The 23,492-nt window shown below is 76.3% G+C and carries 24 protein-coding genes and 1 tRNA gene; 12 read left to right on the top strand and 13 right to left on the bottom strand.

From position 1 onward, the window contains the following. Positions 1 to 10 precede the first annotated feature (10 nt). The 3 genes from mscL to ACI79X_RS01140 form a co-directional block, all read right to left on the bottom strand. Positions 11 to 445, bottom strand: coding sequence for a large conductance mechanosensitive channel protein MscL (gene mscL, locus ACI79X_RS01150; protein WP_457023577.1), 435 nt, complete (start codon positions 443 to 445; stop codon positions 11 to 13). Between the two features lie 4 nt (positions 446 to 449). After that, complete coding sequence (gene cpaB / locus ACI79X_RS01145) at positions 450 to 1,064, bottom strand: Flp pilus assembly protein CpaB (RefSeq protein WP_457023576.1); 615 nt, start codon at positions 1,062 to 1,064, stop codon at positions 450 to 452. An 84-nt stretch (positions 1,065 to 1,148) separates the two neighbouring features. Further along, positions 1,149 to 1,481, bottom strand: coding sequence for an FmdB family zinc ribbon protein (locus ACI79X_RS01140; RefSeq protein ID WP_457023575.1), 333 nt, complete (start codon positions 1,479 to 1,481; stop codon positions 1,149 to 1,151). A 154-nt stretch (positions 1,482 to 1,635) separates the two neighbouring features. Between ACI79X_RS01140 and ACI79X_RS01135 the strand changes: the two genes are divergently transcribed. Continuing rightward, the gene (locus ACI79X_RS01135) at positions 1,636 to 2,214 is read left to right on the top strand and encodes an MBL fold metallo-hydrolase (RefSeq protein ID WP_457023574.1); all 579 of its coding nucleotides are present in this window, start codon (positions 1,636 to 1,638) and stop codon (positions 2,212 to 2,214) included. Here the strand turns inward: ACI79X_RS01135 and ACI79X_RS01130 are convergent. Further along, positions 2,211 to 2,618 carry a YkvA family protein gene (locus ACI79X_RS01130; RefSeq protein ID WP_457023573.1) on the bottom strand — a complete coding sequence of 136 codons (408 nt, stop codon included), beginning with the start codon at positions 2,616 to 2,618 and terminating at the stop codon, positions 2,211 to 2,213. The two genes, ACI79X_RS01135 and ACI79X_RS01130, sit on opposite strands and share 4 nt — an antisense overlap. 75 nt (positions 2,619 to 2,693) lie before the next feature. On the opposite strand from ACI79X_RS01130, the gene ACI79X_RS01125 reads away from it, so the two are divergent. Then, positions 2,694 to 3,173, top strand: coding sequence for an SRPBCC family protein (locus tag ACI79X_RS01125; RefSeq protein ID WP_457023572.1), 480 nt, complete (start codon positions 2,694 to 2,696; stop codon positions 3,171 to 3,173). Beyond that, positions 3,170 to 3,862, top strand: coding sequence for a maleylpyruvate isomerase family mycothiol-dependent enzyme (locus ACI79X_RS01120; RefSeq protein WP_457023571.1), 693 nt, complete (start codon positions 3,170 to 3,172; stop codon positions 3,860 to 3,862). The genes ACI79X_RS01125 and ACI79X_RS01120 overlap by 4 nt, the downstream gene beginning before the upstream one ends. 4 nt (positions 3,863 to 3,866) lie before the next feature. Here the strand turns inward: ACI79X_RS01120 and ACI79X_RS01115 are convergent, their stop codons facing one another. After that, complete coding sequence (locus ACI79X_RS01115; RefSeq protein ID WP_457023570.1) at positions 3,867 to 5,156, bottom strand: aminotransferase class I/II-fold pyridoxal phosphate-dependent enzyme; 1,290 nt, start codon at positions 5,154 to 5,156, stop codon at positions 3,867 to 3,869. A 302-nt stretch (positions 5,157 to 5,458) separates the two neighbouring features. On the opposite strand from ACI79X_RS01115, the gene ACI79X_RS01110 reads away from it, so the two are divergent. After that, complete coding sequence (locus ACI79X_RS01110; protein WP_457023569.1) at positions 5,459 to 6,484, top strand: LLM class flavin-dependent oxidoreductase; 1,026 nt, start codon at positions 5,459 to 5,461, stop codon at positions 6,482 to 6,484. Positions 6,485 to 6,521: 37 nt separating this feature from the next. Here the strand turns inward: ACI79X_RS01110 and ACI79X_RS01105 are convergent, their stop codons facing one another. From ACI79X_RS01105 to ACI79X_RS01090, 4 genes are read right to left on the bottom strand one after another with little or no spacing between them, the layout of a single operon-like run. Then, a complete protein-coding gene (locus ACI79X_RS01105; RefSeq protein ID WP_457023568.1) occupies positions 6,522 to 8,039 on the bottom strand; it encodes a carboxyl transferase domain-containing protein in 1,518 nt (505 codons plus the stop codon). Continuing rightward, a complete protein-coding gene (locus ACI79X_RS01100; protein ID WP_457023567.1) occupies positions 8,036 to 9,214 on the bottom strand; it encodes a CaiB/BaiF CoA transferase family protein in 1,179 nt (392 codons plus the stop codon). The genes ACI79X_RS01105 and ACI79X_RS01100 overlap by 4 nt, the downstream gene beginning before the upstream one ends. A gap of 18 nt (positions 9,215 to 9,232) precedes the next feature. Further along, entirely contained in the window at positions 9,233 to 10,585 is a 1,353-nt protein-coding gene (locus ACI79X_RS01095; RefSeq protein ID WP_457023566.1) for an SLC13 family permease, read from the bottom strand. 46 nt (positions 10,586 to 10,631) lie between these two features. Next, positions 10,632 to 11,225, bottom strand: coding sequence for a 5-formyltetrahydrofolate cyclo-ligase (locus ACI79X_RS01090; protein ID WP_457023565.1), 594 nt, complete (start codon positions 11,223 to 11,225; stop codon positions 10,632 to 10,634). A gap of 81 nt (positions 11,226 to 11,306) precedes the next feature. On the opposite strand from ACI79X_RS01090, the gene galU reads away from it, so the two are divergent. From galU to ppk2, 6 genes are all read left to right on the top strand, one after another. Next, a complete protein-coding gene (gene galU / locus ACI79X_RS01085) occupies positions 11,307 to 12,221 on the top strand; it encodes a UTP--glucose-1-phosphate uridylyltransferase GalU (RefSeq protein WP_457023564.1) in 915 nt (304 codons plus the stop codon). Between the two features lie 31 nt (positions 12,222 to 12,252). Beyond that, positions 12,253 to 13,647: a molybdotransferase-like divisome protein Glp gene (gene glp, locus ACI79X_RS01080; protein ID WP_457023563.1), complete on the top strand. Its 1,395-nt coding sequence runs from the start codon at positions 12,253 to 12,255 to the stop codon at positions 13,645 to 13,647. A 1-nt stretch (position 13,648) separates the two neighbouring features. After that, the gene (locus ACI79X_RS01075) at positions 13,649 to 14,275 is read left to right on the top strand and encodes a GNAT family N-acetyltransferase (protein ID WP_457023650.1); all 627 of its coding nucleotides are present in this window, start codon (positions 13,649 to 13,651) and stop codon (positions 14,273 to 14,275) included. A gap of 157 nt (positions 14,276 to 14,432) precedes the next feature. Next, entirely contained in the window at positions 14,433 to 15,131 is a 699-nt protein-coding gene (gene sepX, locus ACI79X_RS01070) for a divisome protein SepX/GlpR (RefSeq protein WP_457023562.1), read from the top strand. A gap of 70 nt (positions 15,132 to 15,201) precedes the next feature. Then, positions 15,202 to 15,275: transfer RNA gene (locus ACI79X_RS01065), tRNA-Ala, on the top strand. Between the two features lie 135 nt (positions 15,276 to 15,410). Next, entirely contained in the window at positions 15,411 to 16,595 is a 1,185-nt protein-coding gene (ppk2, locus tag ACI79X_RS01060; protein ID WP_457023561.1) for a polyphosphate kinase 2, read from the top strand. Between the two features lie 4 nt (positions 16,596 to 16,599). Here ppk2 and ACI79X_RS01055 read toward each other — a convergent pair whose 3' ends face one another. Genes ACI79X_RS01055 through ACI79X_RS01045 form a run of 3 tightly spaced genes read right to left on the bottom strand, consistent with a single transcriptional unit; the run spans position 16,600 to position 20,289 of the window. Continuing rightward, positions 16,600 to 17,391 (bottom strand): enoyl-CoA hydratase/isomerase family protein, encoded by a 792-nt coding sequence (locus ACI79X_RS01055; RefSeq protein WP_457023560.1) that lies wholly within the window; start codon positions 17,389 to 17,391, stop codon positions 16,600 to 16,602. Between the two features lie 42 nt (positions 17,392 to 17,433). Next, positions 17,434 to 18,720 (bottom strand): MFS transporter, encoded by a 1,287-nt coding sequence (locus ACI79X_RS01050; protein ID WP_457023559.1) that lies wholly within the window; start codon positions 18,718 to 18,720, stop codon positions 17,434 to 17,436. A gap of 42 nt (positions 18,721 to 18,762) precedes the next feature. Then, complete coding sequence (locus ACI79X_RS01045; protein WP_457023558.1) at positions 18,763 to 20,289, bottom strand: dolichyl-phosphate-mannose--protein mannosyltransferase; 1,527 nt, start codon at positions 20,287 to 20,289, stop codon at positions 18,763 to 18,765. Positions 20,290 to 20,343: 54 nt separating this feature from the next. On the opposite strand from ACI79X_RS01045, the gene rsmI reads away from it, so the two are divergent. Together rsmI and ACI79X_RS01035 are read left to right on the top strand one after the other, a co-directional pair. Continuing rightward, a complete protein-coding gene (gene rsmI / locus ACI79X_RS01040) occupies positions 20,344 to 21,183 on the top strand; it encodes a 16S rRNA (cytidine(1402)-2'-O)-methyltransferase (RefSeq protein ID WP_457023557.1) in 840 nt (279 codons plus the stop codon). A gap of 131 nt (positions 21,184 to 21,314) precedes the next feature. Beyond that, positions 21,315 to 22,184 carry an endonuclease domain-containing protein gene (locus ACI79X_RS01035; protein WP_457023556.1) on the top strand — a complete coding sequence of 290 codons (870 nt, stop codon included), beginning with the start codon at positions 21,315 to 21,317 and terminating at the stop codon, positions 22,182 to 22,184. A gap of 86 nt (positions 22,185 to 22,270) precedes the next feature. On the opposite strand, the gene corA is transcribed toward ACI79X_RS01035, so the two are convergent. Next, positions 22,271 to 23,365, bottom strand: coding sequence for a magnesium/cobalt transporter CorA (corA, locus tag ACI79X_RS01030; protein WP_457023555.1), 1,095 nt, complete (start codon positions 23,363 to 23,365; stop codon positions 22,271 to 22,273). Positions 23,366 to 23,492 lie beyond the last annotated feature (127 nt).

Genomic DNA, 23,492 nt, shown 5'->3' with positions numbered 1-23,492 from the left:
GAGGGCGCGACTAGAGGGCGGTGGCGCCCGGTCCGCCGGGGCGCCCGCCCGGCCCGGTGCCCTGCTGCGCGCGCAGCAGGTCGCGGATCTCGGCGAGCAGCTCCACCTGGGTGGGCGCCACGGGGCCGGCCTCCTCACCGCGCCTGCGCCGCTCGGCGACCTTCTCGAGCGGCAGCACCACGACGAAGTAGACGACCGCCGCGGTGAGCACGAACGTGATCACCTGGCTGATGAACGCGCCGTAGGTGAACGTCTGGCCGTTCACCGCGAAGGTGCCGCCCACCTCGCCGCCGCCGGCCACCAGGCCGATCAGCGGGGTGAGGAACGAGTCGGTGAACGCGGTGACGACGGCGGTGAAGGCGGCACCGATGACGACGGCGACGGCCAGCTCGACCACGTTGCCGCGCAGCAGGAAGTCCTTGAAGCCCTTGAGCACGTGCCCCATCCCCTCACGGCGGGGCGGGCAGGCTCAACGTCAGCGTGGCGGTGGTGGCGGCAGCGGCGAGAGTGGCAGCCGTGTCCTCGTCGACGGCGAGCACGAGCAGGCCCTCGTCGTCCGGCGCGGCCAGCACCAGGGCGGCCCGCGCGACCGTGTCGGCGCGGGCGGCGCCGGACGGGACCACCTCGGAGGGGGTGGCCAGCACGTCGACGCGGTCGCCGGCGGCGGCGAGGCGCGCGACGCCCAGGTCGGCCAGGCGCACCGGGGCCGCCACCTGGCCGGCCGGCAGCAGCGCGGTCAGGCCGGGCCCGACCAGGCGGACGTCGGTGACCGGCTCACCGGCCCGCACCGGCGCCGCGAGCACCCGGCCGGCGAGCGCGCCGGGGTCGGCCACCGATCCCGCCGGGGCCACCGGCAGCTCCGCCACCGCGAGCGACCCGGCGGTGAGCACCGAGCCGGCGGGCAGGTCGGCCGCGGCCGTGACCACCGGCGTGCCCGGTGCCGGCGCGGCGGGCGGCACCTCGGGCGGGCGCAGCGCGAGCAGCAGCGCACCGCCGACGAGCAGCGCGGCGAGGACGCGGCGCAGCAGCAGGACAGGGGACCGGGGCCGGCGCAGGCGGGGCACCGGCCCAGCCTGGGCGGGTGCCGCCCGCCGTCGGCCGCTCGGCGGGAGGCTGTGGAGGAGCCGTCCGGGTGTGGACGGCGCGGCTCAGGAGGCCGCGGCCTTGCTCCCGCCCGAGGACGAGGTGGTCGACGAGGAGCTCGAGGAGGACTCCTTCGACGACGACGACGAGGACGAGCTCGACGACGAGGAGTCGGCGGAGCCCGAGGCCTTCGCCGGCTCGCTGGAGGTGGAGCCCGAGCGGCTGTCGGTGCGGTAGAAGCCCGAGCCCTTGAACACCACGCCGACCGAGCCGTAGACCTTGCGCACGGGCGCGCCGCAGGTCGGGCACTCGGCGACCGCGGCGTCGGTGAAGGACTGCACCACCTCGAACTGGTGCTTGCCCTCGGGGTTGGTGCAGACGTACTGGTACGTGGGCACGGTGCGGCACTCCTGGTCGAGCGTGGGACGGGCGGGCCCGGCGCCGGCTGGCACTCGGGGCCCTCGACTGCCAATGATGCGCCACGTCCCGACCCGGCGTCCACGTGATCCGCGTGGTGTCGCCCCGGCGGGGCAGCGGCCCTAGCGTGCGCTCATGGCCGACCTCGCCCGCACCGCCCGCGTCGACGTCCTCGTCGAGGGCTACGCCCGCCTGCCGAACGTCGCCGGCACGGTGACCCTGGTCCGCGACGCCGGCCGGGTGGTCGTCGTCGACCCGGGCATGGTGGCCGACCGCGACCTGGTGCTCGCGCCGATGCGGGCGCTCGGCGTCGCACCCGAGGACGTGACCGACGTCGTCGTCAGCCACCACCACCTCGACCACACGGTCAACATCGCGCTGTTCCCGGTGGTCCCGGTGCACGACTTCCAGTCGGTCATCGAGGGCGACGTCTTCACCCGCCGCCCGGCCGACGGGGTGCAGCTCACCCCGGCGGTGCGGCTGCTGGCCACGCCCGGGCACACGCCGCAGGACGTCACTACGCTGGTCGGCACGCCGGACGACGTCGTCGCGCTGACCCACCTGTGGTGGACCGGTGAGGGCCCGGCCGACGACCCCTACGCGCCCGACCGCGACCAGCTGCGGCAGCAGCGCGAGCGGGTGCTGGAGCTCGCCACGCTCGTCGTGCCCGGCCACGGCGCGCCCTTCCGGCCGGGGACGTCGACCCCGCGCTAACCCGGCAGGCGCGTGGCCCGGCGCAGCGCGGCGAGCCCGGCCTCGGTGCCGGGCCAGTGCCGGGCGACGGCGTCCGGCCCGGCCCGGCGCACCACCGAGCGCAGCACCAGCGCGACGGCGACCGCGTCGTCGGCGTACCCGATGACCGGGATGACGTCGGGCACGAGGTCCACCGGCAGCGCGAGGTAGCCCAGCAGCAGCCACAGCCGGACGCGCACGCCGCGCGGCAGCCCGCGGTCGGCGGCCAGCCGGCGGACCAGCCGGAGCACGTCGGGCAGCAGCCGCAGCAGCTCGCGGGCCCGCAGCTCGTCGGGCCGGGCGACCCACAGCGCCGCCAGCAGGGCCAGCCAGCACAGCAGCAGGCCCGCGGCGACGCCGAGCGGCGTCCAGGCCCAGTCCGGCACGCCGCCAGTCTGACCCGGGGGCGGCGGGCGCGGCGAGGCCCCCACGGCGGCGGTCCACGCGGCAGGATCCGCCGGGTGAGCCTGCGCATCCCGCCGTCGGTGGGCGTCGAGGTCGAGGTCGCGGCACCGCCGGCGGCGGTCTGGTCGGTGCTGGCCGACCCGACGCGGATCGGGGAGTGGAGCGGCGAGTGCGTGCGGGCCGCCTGGCTGCCCGGGTCCAGCGAGGTCGCCCCGGGCGCCCGGTTCCGGGGGGAGAACCGGTCGGGCCGGTCGCGGTGGGCGCGGGTCTGCGAGGTCACCGAGGTCGAGCCGGGGCGGGTGCTCGCCTGGCGGACCGTCCCCGGCGGGCCCTACCGCGACCGCACGCACTGGCGCGTGGTCCTCGAGCCCACCGCCACCGGCACCCGCATCGCCCAGCGCTACGACCTCACCGGCATGCCCGTGGTCGTGGAGCTGCTCGCCGCCCTGCTGCTGCCCGCCCACCGCGACCGCACCGCCGGCCTGCGCGCCGACCTCGCGCGCCTCGGCCGGGTCGCCACGGGCGTCCCCGCGTGAGCGCCCTCGACCTGCCGGCCGCGCTCGCCGCCGAGCAGCAGGCCTTCGCCGCGCTGGCCCGGGACGCCGACCCCGGCCTCCCCGTGCCGGGCTGCGCGCCGTGGCGCGTCGGGGACCTGGTCCGTCACCTCGCCGCCATCCACCGCTGGGCGGCGGCCTGCGCGCGCACCGGGCCGGAGGGGCCGCTGCCCGACGACGAGCCGTTCGTGCGGGATGCCTCCGACCGCGCCTCCGACTACACCTCCGCCGCGGCCGGGCTCCGCACCGCCCTGGCGGACCCCGGCCGGGCCTGCACGAGCTTCGTCGGCCCGGTGACGGCGGCGTGGTGGGCCCGCCGGCAGCTGCACGAGACGCTGGTGCACCGCCTCGACCTCGCCGATGCCCGCGGGGTGCCGGCCGGGGCCGACCCGCGGGTGGCCGCCGACTGCGTCGCCGAGGTCCTCGACACGATGCACCCGCGCCAGGTCCGGCTGGGCCGGACGGCGCCGCCGCGGTGCGCGGTGCTGCTCACCTCGCCGTCGGGGTCCTGGGTGCTCGGGCCCGGCGAGCCGGTCGCCGAGGTCGCCGGGCCCGAGCTGGCGCTCGCCCGCCTGCTGTGGCGGCGCACCGCGCTCGGCGACCCGCGCCTCGCCGTCCGCGGCGACCGCGGGGCGGCCGCCGAGGTGCTCGCCGCGGCGCTGACGCCCTGACCGGTCAGGCGACGGCGAGCCTCCCGCGGTGCCGCTCCTCCCGGGCCGGCTCCCGGGTGGCGAGCACGGCCGCGGCCACCGAGCCGGCCGCGGCCTGCAGCTGCTCGGGGGTGTGGGTGGCCATGACCGACAGCCGGAGCACGCCCTTGCCGCGCGGGACGGCGGGGTAGGCGACGGCGTTGCAGTAGACGCCGGCCTCGTAGGCGGCCCGCCAGGCGGCGACGGTGGCGGCCTCGCTGCCGGTCGGGACGGCGATCACCGCGCCGCTGCCGGGCAGCGGCGGCGTGCCGGCCACCGACAGCTCCACCCGCAGCTTCCTCCCGTTCTCCTGCAGCCGGGTCCGGCGCTCAGGCTCGCTCTGCAGGATCCGCAGTGCGGCCAGCGCGGCGCCGACGCCGGCGGGCTCGTTGGCCGCGCTGAACACGTAGGGCATCGCGCTCGCCCGGATGCCGTCGGCCACCGCCCGGGAGGTCAGCACCGCGCCGCCCACGCTGGCCAGCGACTTGCTGAACGCCAGCGTGACCGCGTCGACCCGGCCGAGCGCGCCGGTGGCCTCGGCCGCGCCGAGCCCGTGCTCGCCCAGCACGCCGAGGCCGTGCGCCTCGTCGACGACCAGCCGCGCGCCGTACGCGGCGCACAGGTCGGCGATCGCGGCCAGCGGTGCGGTCTCCCCGGTCATCGAGTACACGCCGTCGACGACGACGACCGCGCCCGCCTCCGGCGCGAGCCGGGCCAGGCGGCGGGCCAGGGAGTCGGTGCTGTTGTGCGTGAAGCGGATGACGGTGCCGCGGCTGGCGGCCGCGCCGGCGTGCACGCTGGCGTGGGCGTGCGCGTCGACGAGCAGCGCGTCGCCGGGGGCGCAGGCGGTCGACAGCAGCGCCACGTTGGCGTTGACGCCCGAGGAGGTCAGCACCGCCGCCTCGACGCCGTAGAGGTCGGCGAGCTCCTCCTCCAGCTGCAGGTGCAGCCGGGTGGTGCCGTTGAGGACGCGGCTGCCGGAGGTGCTGGTCCCGTAGCGGCGCACCGCGTCGACGGCGGCCTCGACGACGCGCGGGTCGCCGGCCAGGCCGAGGTAGTTGTTGCTGCCCAGGTTCACCCGCGGGACGCCGTCGTCGTAGACGGTGATCGGCTCGGGCGCACCCGCCGTCGGGACGCCGTGGGTGCTCGAGCCCTCGCGGACGTGCTCACGGAAGAGGGCGGCGAGGGGGTCCTGCAGCAGCGGGGCGAAGGCGTCGCGTCGGCCGCTCCCGGTGTCCGGTCGCGCGTGCGGGCCGGCGGTCGGGGCGTGGTGCACGGGGGCTCCGTTCGGTGTGTGCGACGGGCGGTCCGGCGCCGCGACACCCTCGCCAGCGCCGTGACTCTCCGTCAACGGTGGGTCAGCTCACAGTCCGACCGGGTGACCCTCGTGCCCCCGTCGTGCGACACCCGGTCGTCGTCTGCTCACCGTGCGTACCACCTCGGGCGGGTGGGAGGCGGCGCGTACGGGTGAGACGCGCCGGTACCGGTCATGCCGTGACCGCCCGGACACCCCACGGCCACGTAGCCGACACCGGCGGGAGGGAAGCCGGACCGGTCCCGGGGGCGTTGCCGCAGGTGATGACCGAGTCCGCGCCCCTGCCGCTGTCCGTCCTCGAGCTGGCCACCGTCGGCTCGGGGCAGTCCACCGCCGACGCCCTGGCCGCCACCACGCGGGTCGCGCAGGCCGCCGACCGGCTCGGCTACACCCGCATCTGGGTGGCCGAGCACCACAACATGCCGGCGGTCGCCAGCACCAACCCGCCGGTGCTCATCGCGCACCTGGCCGCCGCGACGGCGCGGATCCGGGTCGGCTCGGGCGGGGTCATGCTGCCCAACCACGCGCCGCTCGTCGTCGCCGAGCAGTTCGCGCTCCTCGAGGCGCTGCACCCGGGCCGGATCGACCTCGGCATCGGCCGCGCCCCCGGCACCGACGCGCACACCGCGATCGCGCTGCGCCGCGACCCGGCCGCCCTGGGCGCGGAGGACTTCCCGCAGCACCTGCTCGACCTCCTCGGCCTGCTCGGCGACCGGAGGGTCGAGGGCGGGCTGGCCGAGCACTTCAGCGCCACGCCGGCCCCGACGTCGTCGCCGGAGGTCGTGCTCCTGGGCTCCAGCGGCTTCTCCGCGCAGCTCGCGGGCCACCTCGGGCTGCCCTTCGCCTTCGCCCACCACTTCGGCGGGCCGAACGTGCAGGCCGCCGTCGAGCTGTACCGGGAGTCGTTCCGGCCCTCGCCGGCGCTGGAGCGCCCGTACACGGTGGTGACGGCGAACGTGCTGGCCGCCGACACCGAGGAGGACGCCCGCCGGCTCGCGCTGCCCGGGCAGCTCATGCGCCTGGCCATCCGCACCAACCGGCTGCGCCCGGTGCCCAGCCTCGAGGAGGCGCGGACCGACCCCGAGCGCGCGGCCGCCGAGGCGATGCCGAGCAACGCCGTCGTCGGCGACCCGGGGCAGGTGGCCACGCAGCTGCGCGAGCTTGCCGCGGCCACCGGCGCCGACGAGCTCATGCTCTCGGCCTCGACCCACGGCGTCGCCGAGCGGGTGCGCAGCCTCGAGCTCGTCGCGGCCGCCTGGGGGCTGGTCCCGGAGGCCACCGCGGCCTAGCGTCCGGCTGATCGTCCGCGGCCTCGCGCGGGGTCCCTCAGCGGCCGAGGTGGCGGTAGCGGTGCAGCCGGCTGCGGGTGCGCTCGGCGTCCTCGCGGCCCAGCAGCCCGGCCAACTCCTCGCCGAGCACCCGCCCGAGCCGCCGGCAGAACTCCACCGGCTCGTCGGCCGCGTCGGGCCGCTCGGGCACCACGCGGTCGACGATGCCGGCGCGCCACAGGTCGGTGGCCCGCACGCCCTGGCCGGCGGCCATCTCCGGCGCCCGGTCGACGGTGCGGTGCACGATCGCCGAGGCGCCCTCCGGCGGCAGCGGACCGAGCCAGCCGTTGGCCGCGGCGAGCACCCGGTCGGCGGGCACCAGCGCCAGCGCGCCGCCGCCGGTGCCCTGCCCGAGCAGCACGGCGAGCGTCGGCGCCTTCAGCGTCACCAGGTCCTCCAGGCACCGGGCGATCTCGGCGGCCAGCCCGCCCTCCTCCGCCTCCCGGGACAGCGCCGCGCCGGGGGTGTCGATGAGGGTGACCAGCGGGAGGTGCAGCTCGGCGGCCAGCCGCATGCCGCGCCGGGCCTCCCGCAGCGCGGCCGGGCCGAGCGGCGCCGACATCGACTGCCCCCGCCGGTCCTGGCCGAGCACGACGCACGGCGCCCCGCCGAAGCGGGCCAGCGCCAGCAGCAGGCCGGGGTCCTTCTCGCCGGCGCCGGTGCCCGACAGCCCGACGACGTCGGTGGCCGCGGTGCGCAGCAGACGGCGGACGCCGGGCCGGTCGGGGCGGCGGGAGGCGGTGACGACGTCCCAGGCGCTGCGGCCGTCCTCGGGGTCGTCGGCGTCGGTGCCGTCCTCGGCGGTGGGCCGCTCGGCGTCGCGCACGTCGAGGTGCCAGGTCCGGCGCGCCGACAGCACCGACAGCGCCCGGTCGGCGAGGTCGGCGACGTCCTCGTGCGGCACGACGGCGTCGATGAGCCCGCGCTCGGCGAGGTGCTCGGCGGTCTGCACGCCCTCGGGGAACCGCTCGCCGTAGAGCGCCTGGTAGACGCGCGGCCCGAGGAAGCCGATGGAGGCGCCGGGCTCGGCGATCGTCACGTGCCCCGTCGACCCCCACGAGGCGAGCACCCCGCCGAAGGTGGGGTCGCGCAGGTAGACGAGGTAGGGCAGGCCCGCGGCCTTGTGCCGGGCGATCGCCGCGGTGATGCCGATCATCTGCAGGAAGGCGACCGTGCCCTCCTGCATGCGGGTGCCGCCGGACACCGGCGCGGCCAGCAGCGGCAGCCCCTCCTCGGTGGCCCGCTCGACGGCCGCGACCAGCCGCTCGGCGGTGGCGACGCCGATGGAGCCGGCGAGGAAGCCGAACTCCCCGGCGACGACGGCCACCCGCCGGCCGCGCAGCGACCCCTCCCCGGTGACGACCGCCTCGTCCTGCCGCGACCGCTCGGCGGCCGCCCGCAGCTCCTCCGCGTAGGCGGGGTCGACGTCGCGGGCGCCGATCGGGGCGTCCCAGCTCTTCCAGGAGCCGGGGTCCAGCACGAGGTCGCGCAGCGTCCGCGCGTCCAGGCGGGTCACGAGCTCAGCCAGGCGCGGATGTCGGCGTCCGAGCCGCCGAGCACCGGGGGAGCGGCGTGCTCACGGCGGGTGGTCTCGGTCTCGCCGTCGGGCCCAGGGGCGAAGAAGCGCAGCGGCGGGCCGGGCAGCTGCAGCCGGCCCAGGGTGGCGTGGTCGACGTCGACCAGCAGGCCCTGGGACAGCGTCTGGTCCCAGGCGTAGACCTCGTCGATCGTGCGGACCTTGCCCGCTGGGACGCCGGCCGCGGCCAGGCGGGCGAGCAGGTCCTCGGGGCCGATGTCGGCGAAGGTGCGCTCGAGCAGCTCGATCACCTGCGCCCGGTTGCCCACCCGCTCGCCGTTGGTGGCCAGGCCCTCGGCCTCGGGGTCGAGGCCGAACTCGGCGCACAGCCGCCGCCACAGCCCCTCGGAGCCGCAGGACAGCTGCACGCTGCCGTCCTTGCAGCGGAACAGCCCGTAGGGGGCGATCGAGGGGTGGTGGTTGCCCTGCGCGCGGCCGACCTGCCCGCCGACCGTCCACGCCGTCCCCTGGAAGGCGTGCACGCCGACGATCGCGGCCAGCAGCGAGGTGCGCACGACCTGGCCGCGGCCGGTGCGCTCGCGCTCGTGCAGGGCGGCGAGCACGCCGTAGGCGCCGTACATGCCGGCGAGCAGGTCGCCGATCGGCACGCCCACCCGCTGCGGGTCGTCGGGACCGGGGCCGGTCAGCGACATCAGCCCCGCCTCGCCCTGGGCGATCTGGTCGTAGCCGGCGCGGCTGCCCTCGGGGCCGTCGTGGCCGAAGCCGCTGATGGAGAGCGTCACCAGCCGCGGGTTGAGCTCGGCGAGGACGTCGGTGCCGAAGCCGAGACGGGCGAGCGTCCCGGGGCGGAAGTTCTCCAGGAGCACGTCGGCGCGGCGGACGAGCTCGCGCAGCAGCTCCTTGTCGCCGTCGTCCTTCAGGTCGAGGGTGACCGACTCCTTGTTCCGGTTGGTCGACAGGAAGTACGTCGACTCCCGGGCACCCTCCTCGGGCTGCACGAACGGCGGCCCCCAGCCGCGGGTGTCGTCCCCGCTGCCCGGGTTCTCCACCTTGATCACGCGGGCGCCGAGGTCGCCGAGCATCATCCCCGCGTGCGGCCCGGCGAGGGCGCGGGTGAGGTCGACGACGAGGATGTCGTCGAGCGGTCCGGTCACGAGGTGCTCCGATCAGCGCTAGAGCCAGCCGGGCACGACGAACACGAGCCAGGCGAGCAGGGGTCCCACGACGACGACGATCGTCGCGTAACCCAGGATCTGCTTGTAGAAGCGGTCCTTGTCGACGTCCTGCGCGGCCGCCAGGACCAGCGCACCGTTGGTGGAGAACGGGCTGACGTCGACGATCGTCGAGGCGACGGAGAGCGCCACGATCACGCCCACGGCGCCGATGTCGCCCGCGAGGAGGAACGGCACCGCGAGCGAGATGGCCACGCCGATGATCGCGGTCGACGACGCGAAGGCCGACACCACCCCACCGATGTAGGCCAGCAGCAGGGCCACGACCAGTGGGATGCCCAGACCGGTGACGGCCTCGCCGACGTAGTCGATCGTGCCGGCCTCCTGCAGCACGAACACGAAGGTCAGCACCCCGGCGATCAGCAGCACCGTCGACCAGCTGATCTGGCTGACCGCGCCCTTGTGCCGCTGGGCGGAGAAGAGCGCGAGGACGACGGCCACGGTGATCGCGACGAACCCGATGTCCAGCTTGAAGACCAACGCCAGGACCGCCAGCACGACCAGGCCGACGAGGGTGAGCACCTGCTCGAAGGTCACCGGCTGCGGCCGGTCGGGATGGTCCTCGTGGTCGTCGTCCCCGCCCACGGCGGGACCGGGTGCCGCGCCGTGTCCGCGGACCGTGGGCCCGCGCCCGTGACCGTGCTCCGCGTGCAGCTCGGCCTCCGTCGGGGCGGTCGAGACCTTGCGGCCGAGGAGCTGACGTCCGCCGAAGAGGACGAAGAGGACCACCGCGATCGCCAGGTTGAAGAACAGGCTGCCGAGGAACACCGCCAGAGCACTGTTCGGGAGCCCCTCGGTCTCCACGATCTCGTTGACGGTGACGCCGTACACGCTGATCGGGGAGAAGCCGCCGCCCTGGGCGCCGTGGATGACCATCATCCCCATGAGCAGCGGGTTGATCCCGTGCCGGGCGGCGAAGCCGAGGGCGATCGGCGCGATGATCGCCACGGCGGCCGGCGAGAGGGCGCCGATCGCCGTCAGGAGCGCGGTGACGGAGAACATCACCCAGGGGATGGCGGCGACGTGGCCGCCGACCAGCCGCACCGCGCCTCGGACGAGCAGGTCGACCGTGCCGTTGTTCTGCGCGATGGCGAACAGGTACGTGACCCCGATCAGGGTCAGCACCAGCTCGGCGGGGAAGCCACCGAGGATGTCGTCCGTCGTGAGCCCCACGGACAGCGTGCCGACGACGAACGCGGCGACGAAGGCCAGCGCGCCCATGTTGATGGGCAGGAACGTCGCGATCGCGAAGATCACGACGAGCGCCAGGATCGTGACGATCTCCGGTGACACGGGCGGTGCTCCTGTCGTCGGCGCTGACGGGACGCCGACCACCGTGTCACCTACCGGCCGGTAGGTCCTGCCAGCCGCCGGAGGGGGTGACGACGGCGGTCACCGGGCGGTCGTGCCCCAGCGCCGGCAGCGCCTCGACCAGCTCCCCGTCGAAGACCAGCGCGACCACGACGGCGCCCGGCCGCGCGTGCCGCAGCGCGCGGTCGTAGTACCCGCCGCCGCGGCCCAGCCGGGTGCCGGCCCGGTCGACGGCCAGCGCGGGCACGACGACGACCTGCGCGGTGCCGAGCGCCGTCGGGCCGAGCCGCGGCCCCACCGGCTCGGACAGGCCGAAGCGGCCCGGCGCCAGCCGGCCGGTGTCGACCGCCCACCGCAGCTCGGCCCCGGAGTCGGGCACCACCGGCAGGAGCACCCGGGCGCCGAGCTGGGTGAACGCCGCGGGCAGCCGGCCGGCGCCGGGCTCGGTGTCGTCGGGGACGAACGCCGCGAGCACCTGCACCTGCGCGAGGCGCGCGAGCAGGGCGCTGGTGACCGCCGCTGCGGCGGACGCGCGCGCGGCGGGGGAGCGGTCCCGGCGTGCGGCCAGGAACCGTGCGCGGAGCGCGGTCTTGGCCGCGTCTCCCTCCGGCGGCGGGGTCACCCGGTCAGGCTAGGGCCGCGCCTCCCCCGGAGGGGTCGGTACGGAATCGTCCGCTGGGCCCGGCTGGCTAGGCTGCCGCCCATGTCGACCCCGCAGCGCCCCGCGCGCAAGGCCGTCATCCCCGTCGCCGGGATGGGCACCCGGTTCCTCCCCGCCACCAAGGCGGTGCCGAAGGAGCTGCTGCCGGTCGTCGACCGCCCCGCGCTGCAGTACATCGTCGAGGAGGCCGCCCGCGCGGGCCTCGCCGAGGTGCTCATGGTGACGGGCCGGAACAAGGCCGCCATCGAGGACTTCTTCGACCGCACGCCCGAGCTCGAGGCGGCGCTGGAGAAGAAGGGCGACGCCGGCCGGCTGGCCGCCGTCCAGGAGTCCACCGACGTCGCGCAGGTGCACTTCGTCCGGCAGGGCGAGGCGCGCGGCCTCGGCCACGCGGTGCTGCAGGCCGCCGCGTTCGTCGGCGACGAGCCGTTCGCCGTCCTGCTCGGCGACGACCTCATCGACGCCCGCGACCACCTGCTCGAGCGGATGCTCGCCGTGCAGGCCGAGCACGGCGGCTCGGTGATCGCGCTGCTCGACGTGGGCGCGGAGAACATCGACAAGTACGGCGCGGTCGCCATCGAGGAGGACACCCAGGAGGGCGTCGTCACGATCACCGGCCTGGTGGAGAAGCCCCCGGTCGACGAGGCGCCCTCCAGCCTGGCGATCATCGGCCGCTACGTCCTCTCGCCCGAGGTGTTCGCCGTGCTGCGCGAGACCGCGCCCGGCCGCGGCGGGGAGATCCAGCTGACCGACGCGCTGGCCACCCTCGTCGAGCGCGGGCACCCGCTGCACGGCGTGGTCTTCGACGGCCGCCGCTACGACACCGGCGACAAGCTCGACTACCTCAAGGCGGTCATCCGGCTGGCCTCCGAGCGGGAGGACCTCGGGCCCGCTCTGCGTTCCTGGCTGACCGAGTTCGTCGCCGACCTGCCCGCCGAGGGCGCGTCGCAGGCCTGAGGCTGCCCCCCGAGGGGGGACGATCGAGGCGATGAGCGAGAACGGCGCGGGCTGGGCGCCCCGGGACACGACGGCGCTGGACCTCCGCAGCGGGGCCACCGTCGACCCCCCGACGTCCCCGCGGCTGCCCGTGCACGCCACCGCCGCGATCGACCGCGGCGCGGTGCCCCCGCCCCGCACCCTCGCCGAGCCCGAGCCGGAGGCGCCCCGCACGGTGGAGGCGCACCTCGACGAGATCCTCGCCGCGGTGCCCCAGCCCGAGCCGATCGAGCTCGCCGTCCTCGACGCGCAGGGCCTGCTCTGCGCCGAGGACGTCGTCAGCGCCCGCGCGCTGCCCGCCTTCGACCAGGCCGCCGTCGACGGCTACGCCGCCCGCGCGGAGGACGTCGCCGGCGCCACGCCCGACGCGCCGGTGGAGCTCGCCGTCGTCGGCGACAGCGTGGCCGGCGCCGCCGCGCCGAGCGCGCTGGCCCCCGGGCTCGCCCAGCGGGTGGCCACCGGTGCGATGCTGCCCACCGGCGCCGACGTCGTCGTCCCCGGCGTGTGGACCGACGGCGGGATGGTGCGGGTGCAGGTGCACGCCGGCGTGGAGCCCGGCAGCTGGGTCCGCCGCGCCGGCGACGACGTCTCGCCCGGCACCAGCGCGGTCACCGTGGGCACCCCGATCGGGCCGGCGCAGATCAGCCTGCTCGCCGCCGTCGGGCGCGACCGGGTGCAGGTGCGCCCGCGGCCCCGGGTGGCCGTGCTGTCGGCCGGCACCGAGCTGGTCGACATCACCACGCAGCCCGCGCCCGGGCAGGTGGTCGACGTCAACACCTACGCGCTGGCCGCCGCCGCCCGCGACGCCGGGGCCGCCGCCTACCGCTGGGGCATCCTGCCCACCGAGCGCCGCCGGCTCACCGAGGTGCTGGAGAGCCAGCTGCTGCGCAGCGACCTGGTGCTCATCGCCGGCACGTTCTCCGCCGAGGGCGACATGGTGCAGGAGGTGCTCGCCGAGCTCGGCCCGATGCGCTTCCGTCAGGTGACGATGCACCCCGGCCCCCTGCAGGGCTTCGGCCGGCTGGGCCGCGACGACGTCCCGGTGATCTGCGTGCCCGGCGAGCCGGTCGCGGCGCTGGTCTCCTTCGAGGTGTTCGTGCGCCCGGCGATCCGCTCGATGCTCGGCAAGCGGCAGCTGTTCCGCCGCACCGTGCAGGCGATCTCCGCCGAGCGGCTGCTCTCGCCGCTGGGGTACCGGCAGTACCTGCACGGGCAGGTCATGCGCCACCCCGACGGCGGCTACGTCGTCGAGCCGCTCGGCGGCGGGGACGAGGCGATGCTCGCCCGGATGGCGCGGGCCAACTGCCTGATCGTCGTCGACGAGGACGTCACCGAGGTCGCCGAGGGCGGGTTGGTGACCGTCATGCCGCTGCTCCTGGGCGGCTGAGCTGGAACCCACGCCCCACCCCGGCTGGCCGGCCCGGCTGGCGTACGGCCCGGTCGAGCTCTCGCCGCTGGGCCGTGGCGACGCCGTGGAGTGGAGCCGGCTGCGGCTGGCCAACGAGGCGTGGCTGCGGCCGTGGGAGCCGTCGGCGCCGGTGGCGTGGTCGGTGCGGCACACGCCGGCGGCCTACCGGGCGATGCGCCGGTCGGTGCTGCGGCGGGCGCGCGCGGGCACCTCGATGCCCTTCGCCGTCCGGGTGGAGGGCCGCCTGGCCGGGCAGGTGACCGTGGACAACATCGTCCGCGGGGCGCTGCGCTCGGGGTCGCTCGGCTACTGGATCGACCGCGCCGTCGCCGGGCGGGGGCTCGCCTCGCTCGCCGTGGCGCTGGTGTGCGACCACGCCTTCGGCCCCGGCGAACTGCACCGGCTGCAGGCCGACATCCGCCCGGAGAACCGGCCGAGCCAGGCGCTGGTGGAGCGGCTGGGGTTTGCGCGCGAGGGGCTGCTGCGCCGCTACCTCGACATCGACGGCGACTGGCGCGACCACCTGTCCTACGCGCTGCTGGCCGAGGACGCCCCCGCCGGCGTGCTGTCCACGTGGCTCGCGCGGGGTCCGGGCTTACACCACTGACGTCGGGTGAGCGGCCGACCGCATGTCGACACGCCGCCTCCTCCGTCCCACCCGTCACACAACACTCCCGCGACACGCCCGCGCGCCTCCCTCGTCCGGGGGAGTCGCCTGCATAACCTGCCGCGGCAAGTGACTCGTGTGACGGGTGGTGTTCTCGATGGGGTCAGGCGTGCTGCTCGCCGCGCTGGTCGTTCTCTGGTTCGTCGTGCTGGTGCCGATGGTGGTGACCCGCGGCGACGGGAGGGTGGCCCGCGCGGAGGTCACCCCGGGCCGGACGCTGCAGCGGCGGCGTCCCGGTGACCCGGTGCGCTCGGCGGAGACCGAGCGCGTCTCGGTCGACCGCGACCTGCTGCGCAGCACCGGCGAGCTGAAGGTCGACGTGCACGCCGTCCGGCGCCGCACGCTGGCCGGTCTCGTCGCGCTGACGCTGCTGGCGCTGGTCGGCGCGCTGTTCGTCAGCCCGTGGCTGTGGATCGCGCAGGGGCTGCTCGACGTCGCCGTGGTCGGTTACCTGGCCGTGCTGCGCGCCGCCGTCCGCCGCGAGCAGGCCGCCGCCCGCCGCGCGGCCCGCGCCGCCGCCCGGTCGACCGCCCGTCCCGCGCCGCGCCCGGCCGCCCGCCCCGCGCCCGCCCCGGTGGCCGCTCCGGTGGCCGAGGAGCCGGTGCACCACACCGTCGGTCTGCCGCACCCGAGCCTGCCGCTCGCCCCGGTGCACCCGCTGCGCCCGGCCCGCGTGGTCGCCGCCCGCACCCCGGCGCCGGCCGGCTGGCAGGACAGCGCCGTCGTGGGCCTCGACGACGACGACATCGGCTTCGCCGACATCGACTACTACCAGCCGCGCGTCGTCAACGGCTGAGCCGTTCGACCCGGGCCGCCACCCCCGTCGGTGGCCCGGGGGAGGCGGGCGGTAGTCTCGTCTCCCGTCAGGGGCTGTGGCGCAGTCCGGTAGCGCACCTCGTTCGCATCGAGGGGGTCAGGGGTTCGAATCCCCTCAGCTCCACCCTGAGTCCGACGCCGTCGGGGCACCCGCCCCGGCGGCGTCGGTCGTTCCTGGCCCGGATCGCCAGCCGCGGGGCCGCGACTTCGTCACAGGTGCTCACCCTCCGCAGGCATGTTGTCTCCTACCGTGAGCGGCATGGCGGCGCACGGGGACCGGGTCGCCTCCCTCGGGGAGGTGCAGCCCGCGGAGCTGCACCTCGACGGCGCCTGGCGCGCCGCCGAGGTGCTCGGCTGGCGCTTCGACGACGACGGCCGCTGCCGGGCGCGGGTCCGCGTCGGCTGGGCCGGCACGCGGCGCGTGGTCTGGGCGCCGTTGGAGCTGCTGCGGCTGCCGGAAGCGGCGCCCTCGTCCGAGTCCGCGCCTGCGCCCGCCGACGTCGTCGTCCCCCTGCCGCGCGACGCCGTCCCGCCGCCCGCGCTGCCCGCCCCGCACCGGGTCGCCGCGCCGCTGCCCCGCCCGCGCCGGGAGCCGGACCCCGGTCGCTGGACCGGCGGCGTGCTCGCCGGTGGGCGGACGTCGGGCCAGGGCCCGCGGCCGGAGACCTGGCGCGAGGACCACCCCTACCCGGAGCTGATGCGCCGCCGCGAGTACGAGCCGGAGAAGCGCCGGCTGCAGATCGAGCTGCTCAAGCTGCAGGCGTGGGTCAAGGAGCGGCGCCAGCGCGTGGCGATCGTCTTCGAGGGCCGCGACGCCGCGGGCAAGGGCGGGGCGATCAAGCGCTTCACCGAGCACCTCAACCCCCGCGGCAGCCGCGTGGTGGCGCTGGACAAGCCCACCGAGCGCGAGCAGGGCCAGTGGTACCTGCAGCGCTACGTGCAGCACCTGCCCGCTGCCGGGGAGATCGTGCTGTTCGACCGGTCCTGGTACAACCGCGCCGGCGTCGAGCGGGTGATGGGCTACTGCACCGACGCGGAGTACGACACCTTCCTGCGGGAGGCGCCGGAGTTCGAGCGGATGCTCGTCGCCGACGGCCTGCACCTGGTCAAGCTCTGGTTCTCGGTGTCGCGGGGCGAGCAGCGCACCCGCTTCGCCGTCCGCCAGCGCGACCCCGTGCGGCAGTGGAAGCTCTCGCCCACCGACCTCGCCGCCCTCGACCGCTGGGACGACTACACCGCGGCCAAGGAGGCGATGTTCGCGGCGACGTCGACCCCGCACGCCCCGTGGACCGTGGTGCGCGCCAACGACAAGAAGCGCGCCCGGCTCGAGGCCATGCGGCACGTGCTGTCGGTGCTCGACTACGCCGGCCGCCGCGACGACGTCGTCGGCACGCCCGACCCGCTCATCGTGCAGCCGGCCGGGGTGTCGGCCGTCCTCGCCTGAGGGGTCAGGCCGACCGGAAGTCCGGCGCCCGCTTCTCGACGAACGCGCGCACGCCCTCCCGGCCCTCCGGGTCGGCGGCGGACTCCGCGATGAGGCGCGCCTCGTCGTCGAGCTGCTCGGCGGGGGTGCGCACGGCCGCCCGGCGCACCAGCCCGCGGGTGCGCACCATCGCCCGCACCGGCCCGGCGGCCACCCGGCGGGCCAGCTCGACGGCGGCCCCGGGCAGCTCCTCGTCCTCCACCATCCGCGCCACCAGCCCGTGGCGGTGCGCCTCGACGGCGGTGAGCGTGCCGTCGGTGAGCACGAGGTCCAGCGCCAGCGGGGCGCCCAGGGTGCGGGCCAGCACCCAGGAGCTGCCGCCGTCGGGGGACAGGCCCAGCGCGTTGTAGGCCGGGCGGAAGCGGGTGGAGCGGGCGGCGACCACGACGTCGCAGGCGCCGATGAGCCCCACCCCGGCGCCGGCCACCGCGCCCTGCACCCCGGCGACCACCGGCACCGGGCAGCCGAGCAGCCGGCGGACGACGCCGTGCCAGTCGGCGGCCAGGCGCCCGACGAAGCCCGGCAGGTCGTCGGTGCCGGCGAAGGCCCGGACGTCCCCGCCGACGCAGAACCGCTCGCCGCGGCCGAGCAGCAGCACCGCCCGGGCGCCCGCGGGGAGCGCGTCCAGCGCGGCGGCGAGCTGCGCGGCGAGGGCGGGGTCGATCGCGTTGCCGGCCTCGGGGCGGTCCAGCGTCACCGTCCAGACGTCGCCGTCGAGCTCGGTGGCCACCCGCGGGCGGTCGGTGGGGCTGGTCATCGTCGTCCTCCCCGGTGCCGGTGCCGCCCACCGTAGGGCTGCTCAGGCGCGGGCGTGCTGCGCGGCCACCTCGCCGTCGACCGCGGCCGGAGCGCCGCCGAACTCGTCGGCCACCTCGCCGGCGACGTCGGCGGGGTCGGGCCGCTCGTGGCCGCGGGCGAGGCCGGCGTCCGAGGCGGCGAGCACGCGGTGGCCGGGGGCGAGCACCGCGACGCCGAGGGCGACGGCGCCCGCGCCGACCAGGAACGGCACGTGGATGTCCCAGGCGTCGACCATCTGCCCCGCGACGAACGGGGCGAGCCCGCCGCCGATGAACCGCACGAAGCCGTACGCGGCCGAGGCGACCGGGCGCTCCACGGGCGCCACGAGCATGACCGCCTGGGTGGTCAGCGTGTTGTTGACGCCGACGACGGCGCCGGAGGCGACGACGCAGGCGATGAGCGCCCACCGGACGTCGGTGCACAGGCCGATGAGCAGGAGCAGGACGGCGAAGGTGCCGAGCGCGCCGTAGAGCGAGGGGGCGGTGCCGAAGCGGGCCTGCAGGCGGGGTGCGGCGACGACGGAGAACAGGGCGACCAGCAGGCCCCAGGCGAAGAAGACCCAGCCGAGGTCCACGGCGCCGAGCTCCATCGGGTAGGGCGCGTAGCCCAGCATCGTGAAGAAGCCCCAGTTGTAGAGGAGCGCGGTGAGGCTCATGGTCAGCAGGCTGCGGTGCCGCAGCGCCCTGAGCGGCGCGGACAGCGGGGTGCGCTGCGCCGGCCGCGGGGTCTCGTCGAGCAGCACGACGGTGGCCAGCAGGGCGATCGCCATGAGGACGGCGACGCCGAAGAACGGCCCCCTCCAGCTCACGTTCCCGAGCAGCCCGCCCACGAGCGGGCCGGCCGCGATGCCGAGGCCGAGGGCCGCCTCGTAGAGCACGATCGCCCCGGCGAAGCCGCCGGTGGCCGAGGCGACGATGACCGCCAGCGAGGTCGCGATGAACAGGGCGTTGCCCAGGCCCCAGCCCGCGCGGAAGCCGACGATCCCGTCGATGGAGCCCGACAGCCCGGCGAGGGCGGCGAACACGACGATGACCGCGAGCCCGGTGACGAGCGTCTTCTTCGCGCCGATCCGGCTGGACACCCACCCGGTGCCGAGCATGGCCACGGCGGTGACGACGAGGTAGCTGGTGAACAGCAGGCTGACCTGGCTCGGCGAGGCGTCGAGCTGCTCGGAGAGGGCGGGCAGGATCGGGTCGACGAGGCCGATGCCCATGAAGCTGACGACGCAGGCGAAGGCGACGGCGTAGACGGCCTTCGGCTGCTTCCACGTGCTGGCTGAGGAACTCACGTCCTCCGGTTGTACTCCGCAACCAGTTGGCGGCTCACGTCCTCAGAACCATGAGGGGAACCACATGCGGGCCACCCACTCCGCGTGCGAGAGCGGCAGCCCGGCGAGCACCGGGTAGAAGAAGACGAACGTGCCGGCGACGACGGCCACGTAGCCGCTGACGGCGGCCAGGCCCGCCGAGCGGCGCCACGGCGGGGCGTCCGGGCGGCCGAGCGCGTCCTGCAGCACCAGGACGACGGCGAGCACGAAGAACGGCAGCACCGGCGCCATGTAGAAGACGAACATCGTGCGCTCGGGGTTGAGGAACCACGTGCCCCAGCCCGCGGCGACCATGACCGCGACGAGGATCGCCACCGGGTCGCGCCGGGCCACCACCCGCCAGGCCGTCCACGCCAGGGCGGGCGCGAACGCCAGCCAGAGGGTCGGCGTCCCGACCATGAGGATGTAGCGGATCACCTGCTCGCCGGCGGAGTCGGTGAGGCCCTGCGGGTTCCACAGCAGGATCGGCCGCCCGTTGACCAGCCAGGTCCACGGGCCCGACTCCCACGGGTGCGGGGTGGACAGGCCGTTGTGGAACGTCCACCACTCGGTGTGCATGTGCCACCAGGAGCGCAGCGCGTCCGGGACCCACGGGAACGCCGTCTCCGGGTTGCGCTGCGCCCACCAGCGCCCCTGCGCCGTCTCGCCGAGGAACCAGCCGGTGAAGCTCGCGACGTAGGTGAGCACGGGGACCGCGGCCAGCGCCCAGGTGGCGCCGGGCAGCGAGCGGCGCAGCGTCGTCGCGGTCGGGTTGGGGACGCCGGCCTCCCGCCACGCCGCCCGGTCCCAGAACAGGGAGAGCACCGCGGCGAAGGCGAGGAAGTACAGGCCGCTCCACTTCACCGCGCAGGCGCAGCCGAACAGCAGGCCCGCGGCGATCCGCCAGCCGCGCGGGCCGAGCCGGGACCCGGTGGCCGGCACGGGCAGGTGCGCGCGCACGCGGGCGCGCACCCGCTCGCGGTCGACGACGAGGCAGGCGACGGCGGAGACGACGAAGACCTGCAGGAAGACGTCGAGCAGGCCGATCCGCGAGACCGTGAAGGCGAACCCGTCGAGGGCCAGCAGCAGGCCCGCGACCAGGCCGAGCAGGGTGCTGCCGGTGAGCCGGCGGGCCAGCCGGACGAGGACGACGACCGTCACCGCCCCGGCCACCGCCGACGGGAACCGCCAGCCCAGGCTGGTGTAGCCGAACAGCTGCTCGCCCGAGGCGATGAGCCACTTGCCCAGCGGCGGGTGGACGATGAACGTGTAGCCGCGGTTGTACTCGTGGCCCCACGTCAGCAGGTCCCACGCCTCGGGCGGGTAGTACGCCTCGTCGAACAGCAGCGTGCGGGGGTAGCTGATGCCGACCAGCCGGCTGACCAGCGTGAGCAGGCCCAGCAGCCCCGTGAGCAGCCAGGACAGCCTCGCGTCGGCGGGCAGCGGCGGGACGCGGTCGACCCGTGGGCGGGGGAGTGGCCACCGCCTCCGGGCGGGCGGCGGGCCGGCGGGCGGTCCCTCGGCCGTGCGCTCGGGAGCCAGGACCGCCATGGGCCTCAGGGTATGTGGGCCGCCTGCGCGGACCGGCGTGACAGGCTCGCCGTCGTGACCGGACGGCTCGTGCTCGGTGGGGCACCCCTCGGCCAGCCCGGCGACGTCGGCCCGCGGCTGCGGCAGGCCATGGCGACGGCCGACGTCCTCGCGGTCGAGGACACCCGGCGGCTGCACCGGCTGGCCACCGACCTCGAGGTGACGCTCAGCGGCCGGGTGGTGACCTTCCACGAGTCGGTGGAACGCCAGCGGCTGCCGGGGCTCCTGGCCGCGCTGGCCGACGGCGCGACCGTCCTGCTGCTCACCGACGCCGGCATGCCCTCGGTGTCCGACCCCGGCTACACGCTGGTGCGCGCGGCGATCGACGCCGGCGTCGACGTGACCTCGGTGCCCGGGCCGTCGGCGGTGGTCACCGCGCTCGCCGTGTCCGGGCTGCCGGTCGACCGGTTCTGCTTCGAGGGGTTCCTGCCGCGCAAGCCGGGGGAGCGGCGGTCGCGGCTGGCCTCGCTCGCCGACGAGCGCCGCACGATGGTCTTCTTCGAGTCGCCGCACCGGCTGGCCGACGCGCTGGCCGACTGCGCGGGCGCGTTCGGTCCCGCCCGCGAGGCGGCGGTGTGCCGGGAGCTGACCAAGACGCACGAGGAGGTCCGGCGCGGGCCGCTGTCCTCGCTCGCCGAGTGGGCGGCCGAGGGCGTGCGCGGGGAGATCACCCTCGTGGTCGCGGGCGCGGTGCCCGAGCCGGTGTCCCTCTCGACCGACGAGCTGGCGGCGCTGGTGGCGGGGGAGGAGGCTGCGGGGGCCACCCGCAAGGACGCGATCCGCGCCGTCGTCGCCCGCACCGGCCTCCCGCGCCGCACGGTCTACGACGCCGTCGTCGCCACCAAGGGCTCCTGACCGCGCGCGCTGCGGAGCGGTGTGTGCACACACCGCTCCTCGTCACACCGGCGCGGCGCGATCTGTGCACGGATCGCGGCCTGGGGACGCCGCGGCGCAGCGCGTCGTCGGGTCGGTCGAGTCTGCGTCCCGTGCCCGGCACCCGACTCCCCGAGGCCCTCCGCGGCCGGATGTTCCGCGGGACCGACGTGGTCCGACGCGGCCTGCTGACCTCTGCCCGCCTGCGCGGCCCGTCCTGCCGGCGGCTGTTCCGGGACGTCTACGTCGACGCCGCCGTCCCCGGCTCGCACCGGCTGCGCGCTCGGGCCGCCGCACGGCTGCTCCTGCCGGGGGCCGTCGTCTCGGGCGCGAGTGCCGCGGTCCTCCGGGGCGTCGACCTCGCCGACGAGCGGGACGACGTCGAGCTCGTCCTGCCCCCGGGCTCCCACCCGCGCCGCGTCCCCGGCGTCCGGGTGCGCCGCCTCGCGCTGGACCCGGCCGACGTCCGGGTCCTGCAGAGGGTCCGCGTCCTGTCGCCCGCGGCGGCCACCGTGCGGGCGGCGGCCCTGCTCGAGGCCGACGAGGCGGTCGTGGCGGTGGACCGGATGGTGGCGGCCGGCGTCGTGGGCCTGGCGGAGCTGCGGGACCGGGTCGCGCTCCCGGGAGCTGCATCGGCGCGCGTCCGTCGCGCCTGCGCACGCGCCGACGGCCTGGCGGGGTCCCCGCAGGAGACCAGGCTGCGGCTGCTCGTCGTCGACGGCGGACTCCCGGCGCCCGTGGCCCAGCACGTGGTGACGGACGGCGGCCGGTTCGTGGCACGGGTCGACCTCGCCTGGCCGGAGCTCCGCGTCGCCGTCGAGTACGACGGCGCGTGGCACGCCGAGCCCGGCCAGTTCGCGCGGGACCGGCGGCGTCTCAACGCACTGCAGGCGGCCGGGTGGACGGTGGTCTTCGTGACGGCTGCGGACCTCCGCGAGCCCGCGCGCGTGCTCGCGATGATCGGTGCGGCGCTGCGCCGATGACCCCTCGTGCACTCAGCGCGCCCGCGGTGCGGTGCGGATCGCGACGGGTGCACACAGCGCGGGGAGGCGCGGGAAGAGCGAGAGGGCTAGAGCCAGCCGTTGCGCTTGAAGCCGCGGTACAGCAGCGAGCAGGCCACGACGATCACCAGCCAGACCATCGGGTAGCCCCAGCGCCACTGCAGCTCGGGCATCCACTCGAAGTTCATGCCGTAGATCCCGGCGATGGCGGTGGGGACGGCGATGATGCCCGCCCACGCCGAGATCTTGCGCATGTCCTCGTTGTCGCTCATCGACGTCCGCGCCAGCGACGCCTGCAGGATCGACGACAGCAGCTCGTCGAGGGAGCCCACCTGGTCGCGCACGCGGATCGCGTGGTCGAGGACGTCGCGGAAGTACGAGCGCATCGCCTCGGGCACCACGTCGATCTGCCGCTCCGAGAGCTTCTGCAGCGGCAGCTCCAGGGGCCCGACCGCCCGCCGCAGCTGCATCAGCTCGCGCTTGAGCTGGTAGAGCCGGCCGATGTCGTCGGTGCGCTGCGGGCTGAACACCGACGCCTCGAGCTCGTCGACGTCGTCCTGCACCTGCTCGGCCACCTCGACGAAGGAGTCGACGACGAGGTCGGCCACCGCGTAGAGCACCGCCGACGGGCCCTGGCACAGCAGGTCGCGCTGGTCCTCGAGCCGGCGGCGCAGGTCGGCGAGGTCGCCGTGCTGCCCGTGCCGCACGGTGATCACGTGGTGCGTGCCGACGAACACCATGACCTCGCCGGTGTCGACCACCTCGCTGGTCGCGGTCAGCTGCTCGTGCTCGATGTAGGTGGCGGTCTTGAGCACCATGAACAGGTCGTCGTCGTAGCGCTCGAGCTTGGGCCGCTGGTGGGCGTAGACGGCGTCCTCGACGGCGAGCGGGTGCAGCCCGTAGCGCTCGGCGATCGCGCCGAGCTCCTCCTCGGTGGGCTCGTACAGCCCCAGCCACACGAACCCGCCCCGCTCGACGGCGGTCTCCAGCGCCTCCATCGGGTCCACCGGCGGCTCGCGGCGGCCCTCGACGTAGACGGCGCAGTCGACGACGGCGCCCACCCCCTCGGGCCGCAGCCGCACCGGGCGCGGCGCACCGGCCGGCCGGGGTCGCGTCGTGGGCACGTAGGGGCCGGGTGCGGCGCCCGCCTGCTCCTCGCTCACCCGGACCGCCTCCTCCCGGCCCGCCGCCGTGGCGGGCGTCCAGGAGCGTAGGCGTGCGAGCACCGGGTGCCCGTGCCACGCTCCCCGGAGGACCGGCGCCGGGCGGGACCGCCGGGTGACAGCGAGG

Source organism: Geodermatophilus sp. SYSU D01119 (assembly GCF_054049975.1).
This window is presented reverse-complemented; position numbering and strand designations above follow the sequence as displayed.

Coding starts and splice junctions, on each gene's coding strand:
- mscL (WP_457023577.1), bottom strand. CDS start 445: ATGGGGCACGTGCTCAAGGGCTTCAAGGACTTCCTGCTGCGCGGCAAC.
- ACI79X_RS01135 (WP_457023574.1), top strand. CDS start 1,636: ATGGCCGACCTCGCCCGCACCGCCCGCGTCGACGTCCTCGTCGAGGGC.
- ACI79X_RS01110 (WP_457023569.1), top strand. CDS start 5,459: ATGACCGAGTCCGCGCCCCTGCCGCTGTCCGTCCTCGAGCTGGCCACC.
- galU (WP_457023564.1), top strand. CDS start 11,307: ATGTCGACCCCGCAGCGCCCCGCGCGCAAGGCCGTCATCCCCGTCGCC.
- glp (WP_457023563.1), top strand. CDS start 12,253: ATGAGCGAGAACGGCGCGGGCTGGGCGCCCCGGGACACGACGGCGCTG.
- sepX (WP_457023562.1), top strand. CDS start 14,433: ATGGGGTCAGGCGTGCTGCTCGCCGCGCTGGTCGTTCTCTGGTTCGTC.
- ppk2 (WP_457023561.1), top strand. CDS start 15,411: ATGGCGGCGCACGGGGACCGGGTCGCCTCCCTCGGGGAGGTGCAGCCC.
- ACI79X_RS01055 (WP_457023560.1), bottom strand. CDS start 17,391: ATGACCAGCCCCACCGACCGCCCGCGGGTGGCCACCGAGCTCGACGGC.
- ACI79X_RS01045 (WP_457023558.1), bottom strand. CDS start 20,289: ATGGCGGTCCTGGCTCCCGAGCGCACGGCCGAGGGACCGCCCGCCGGC.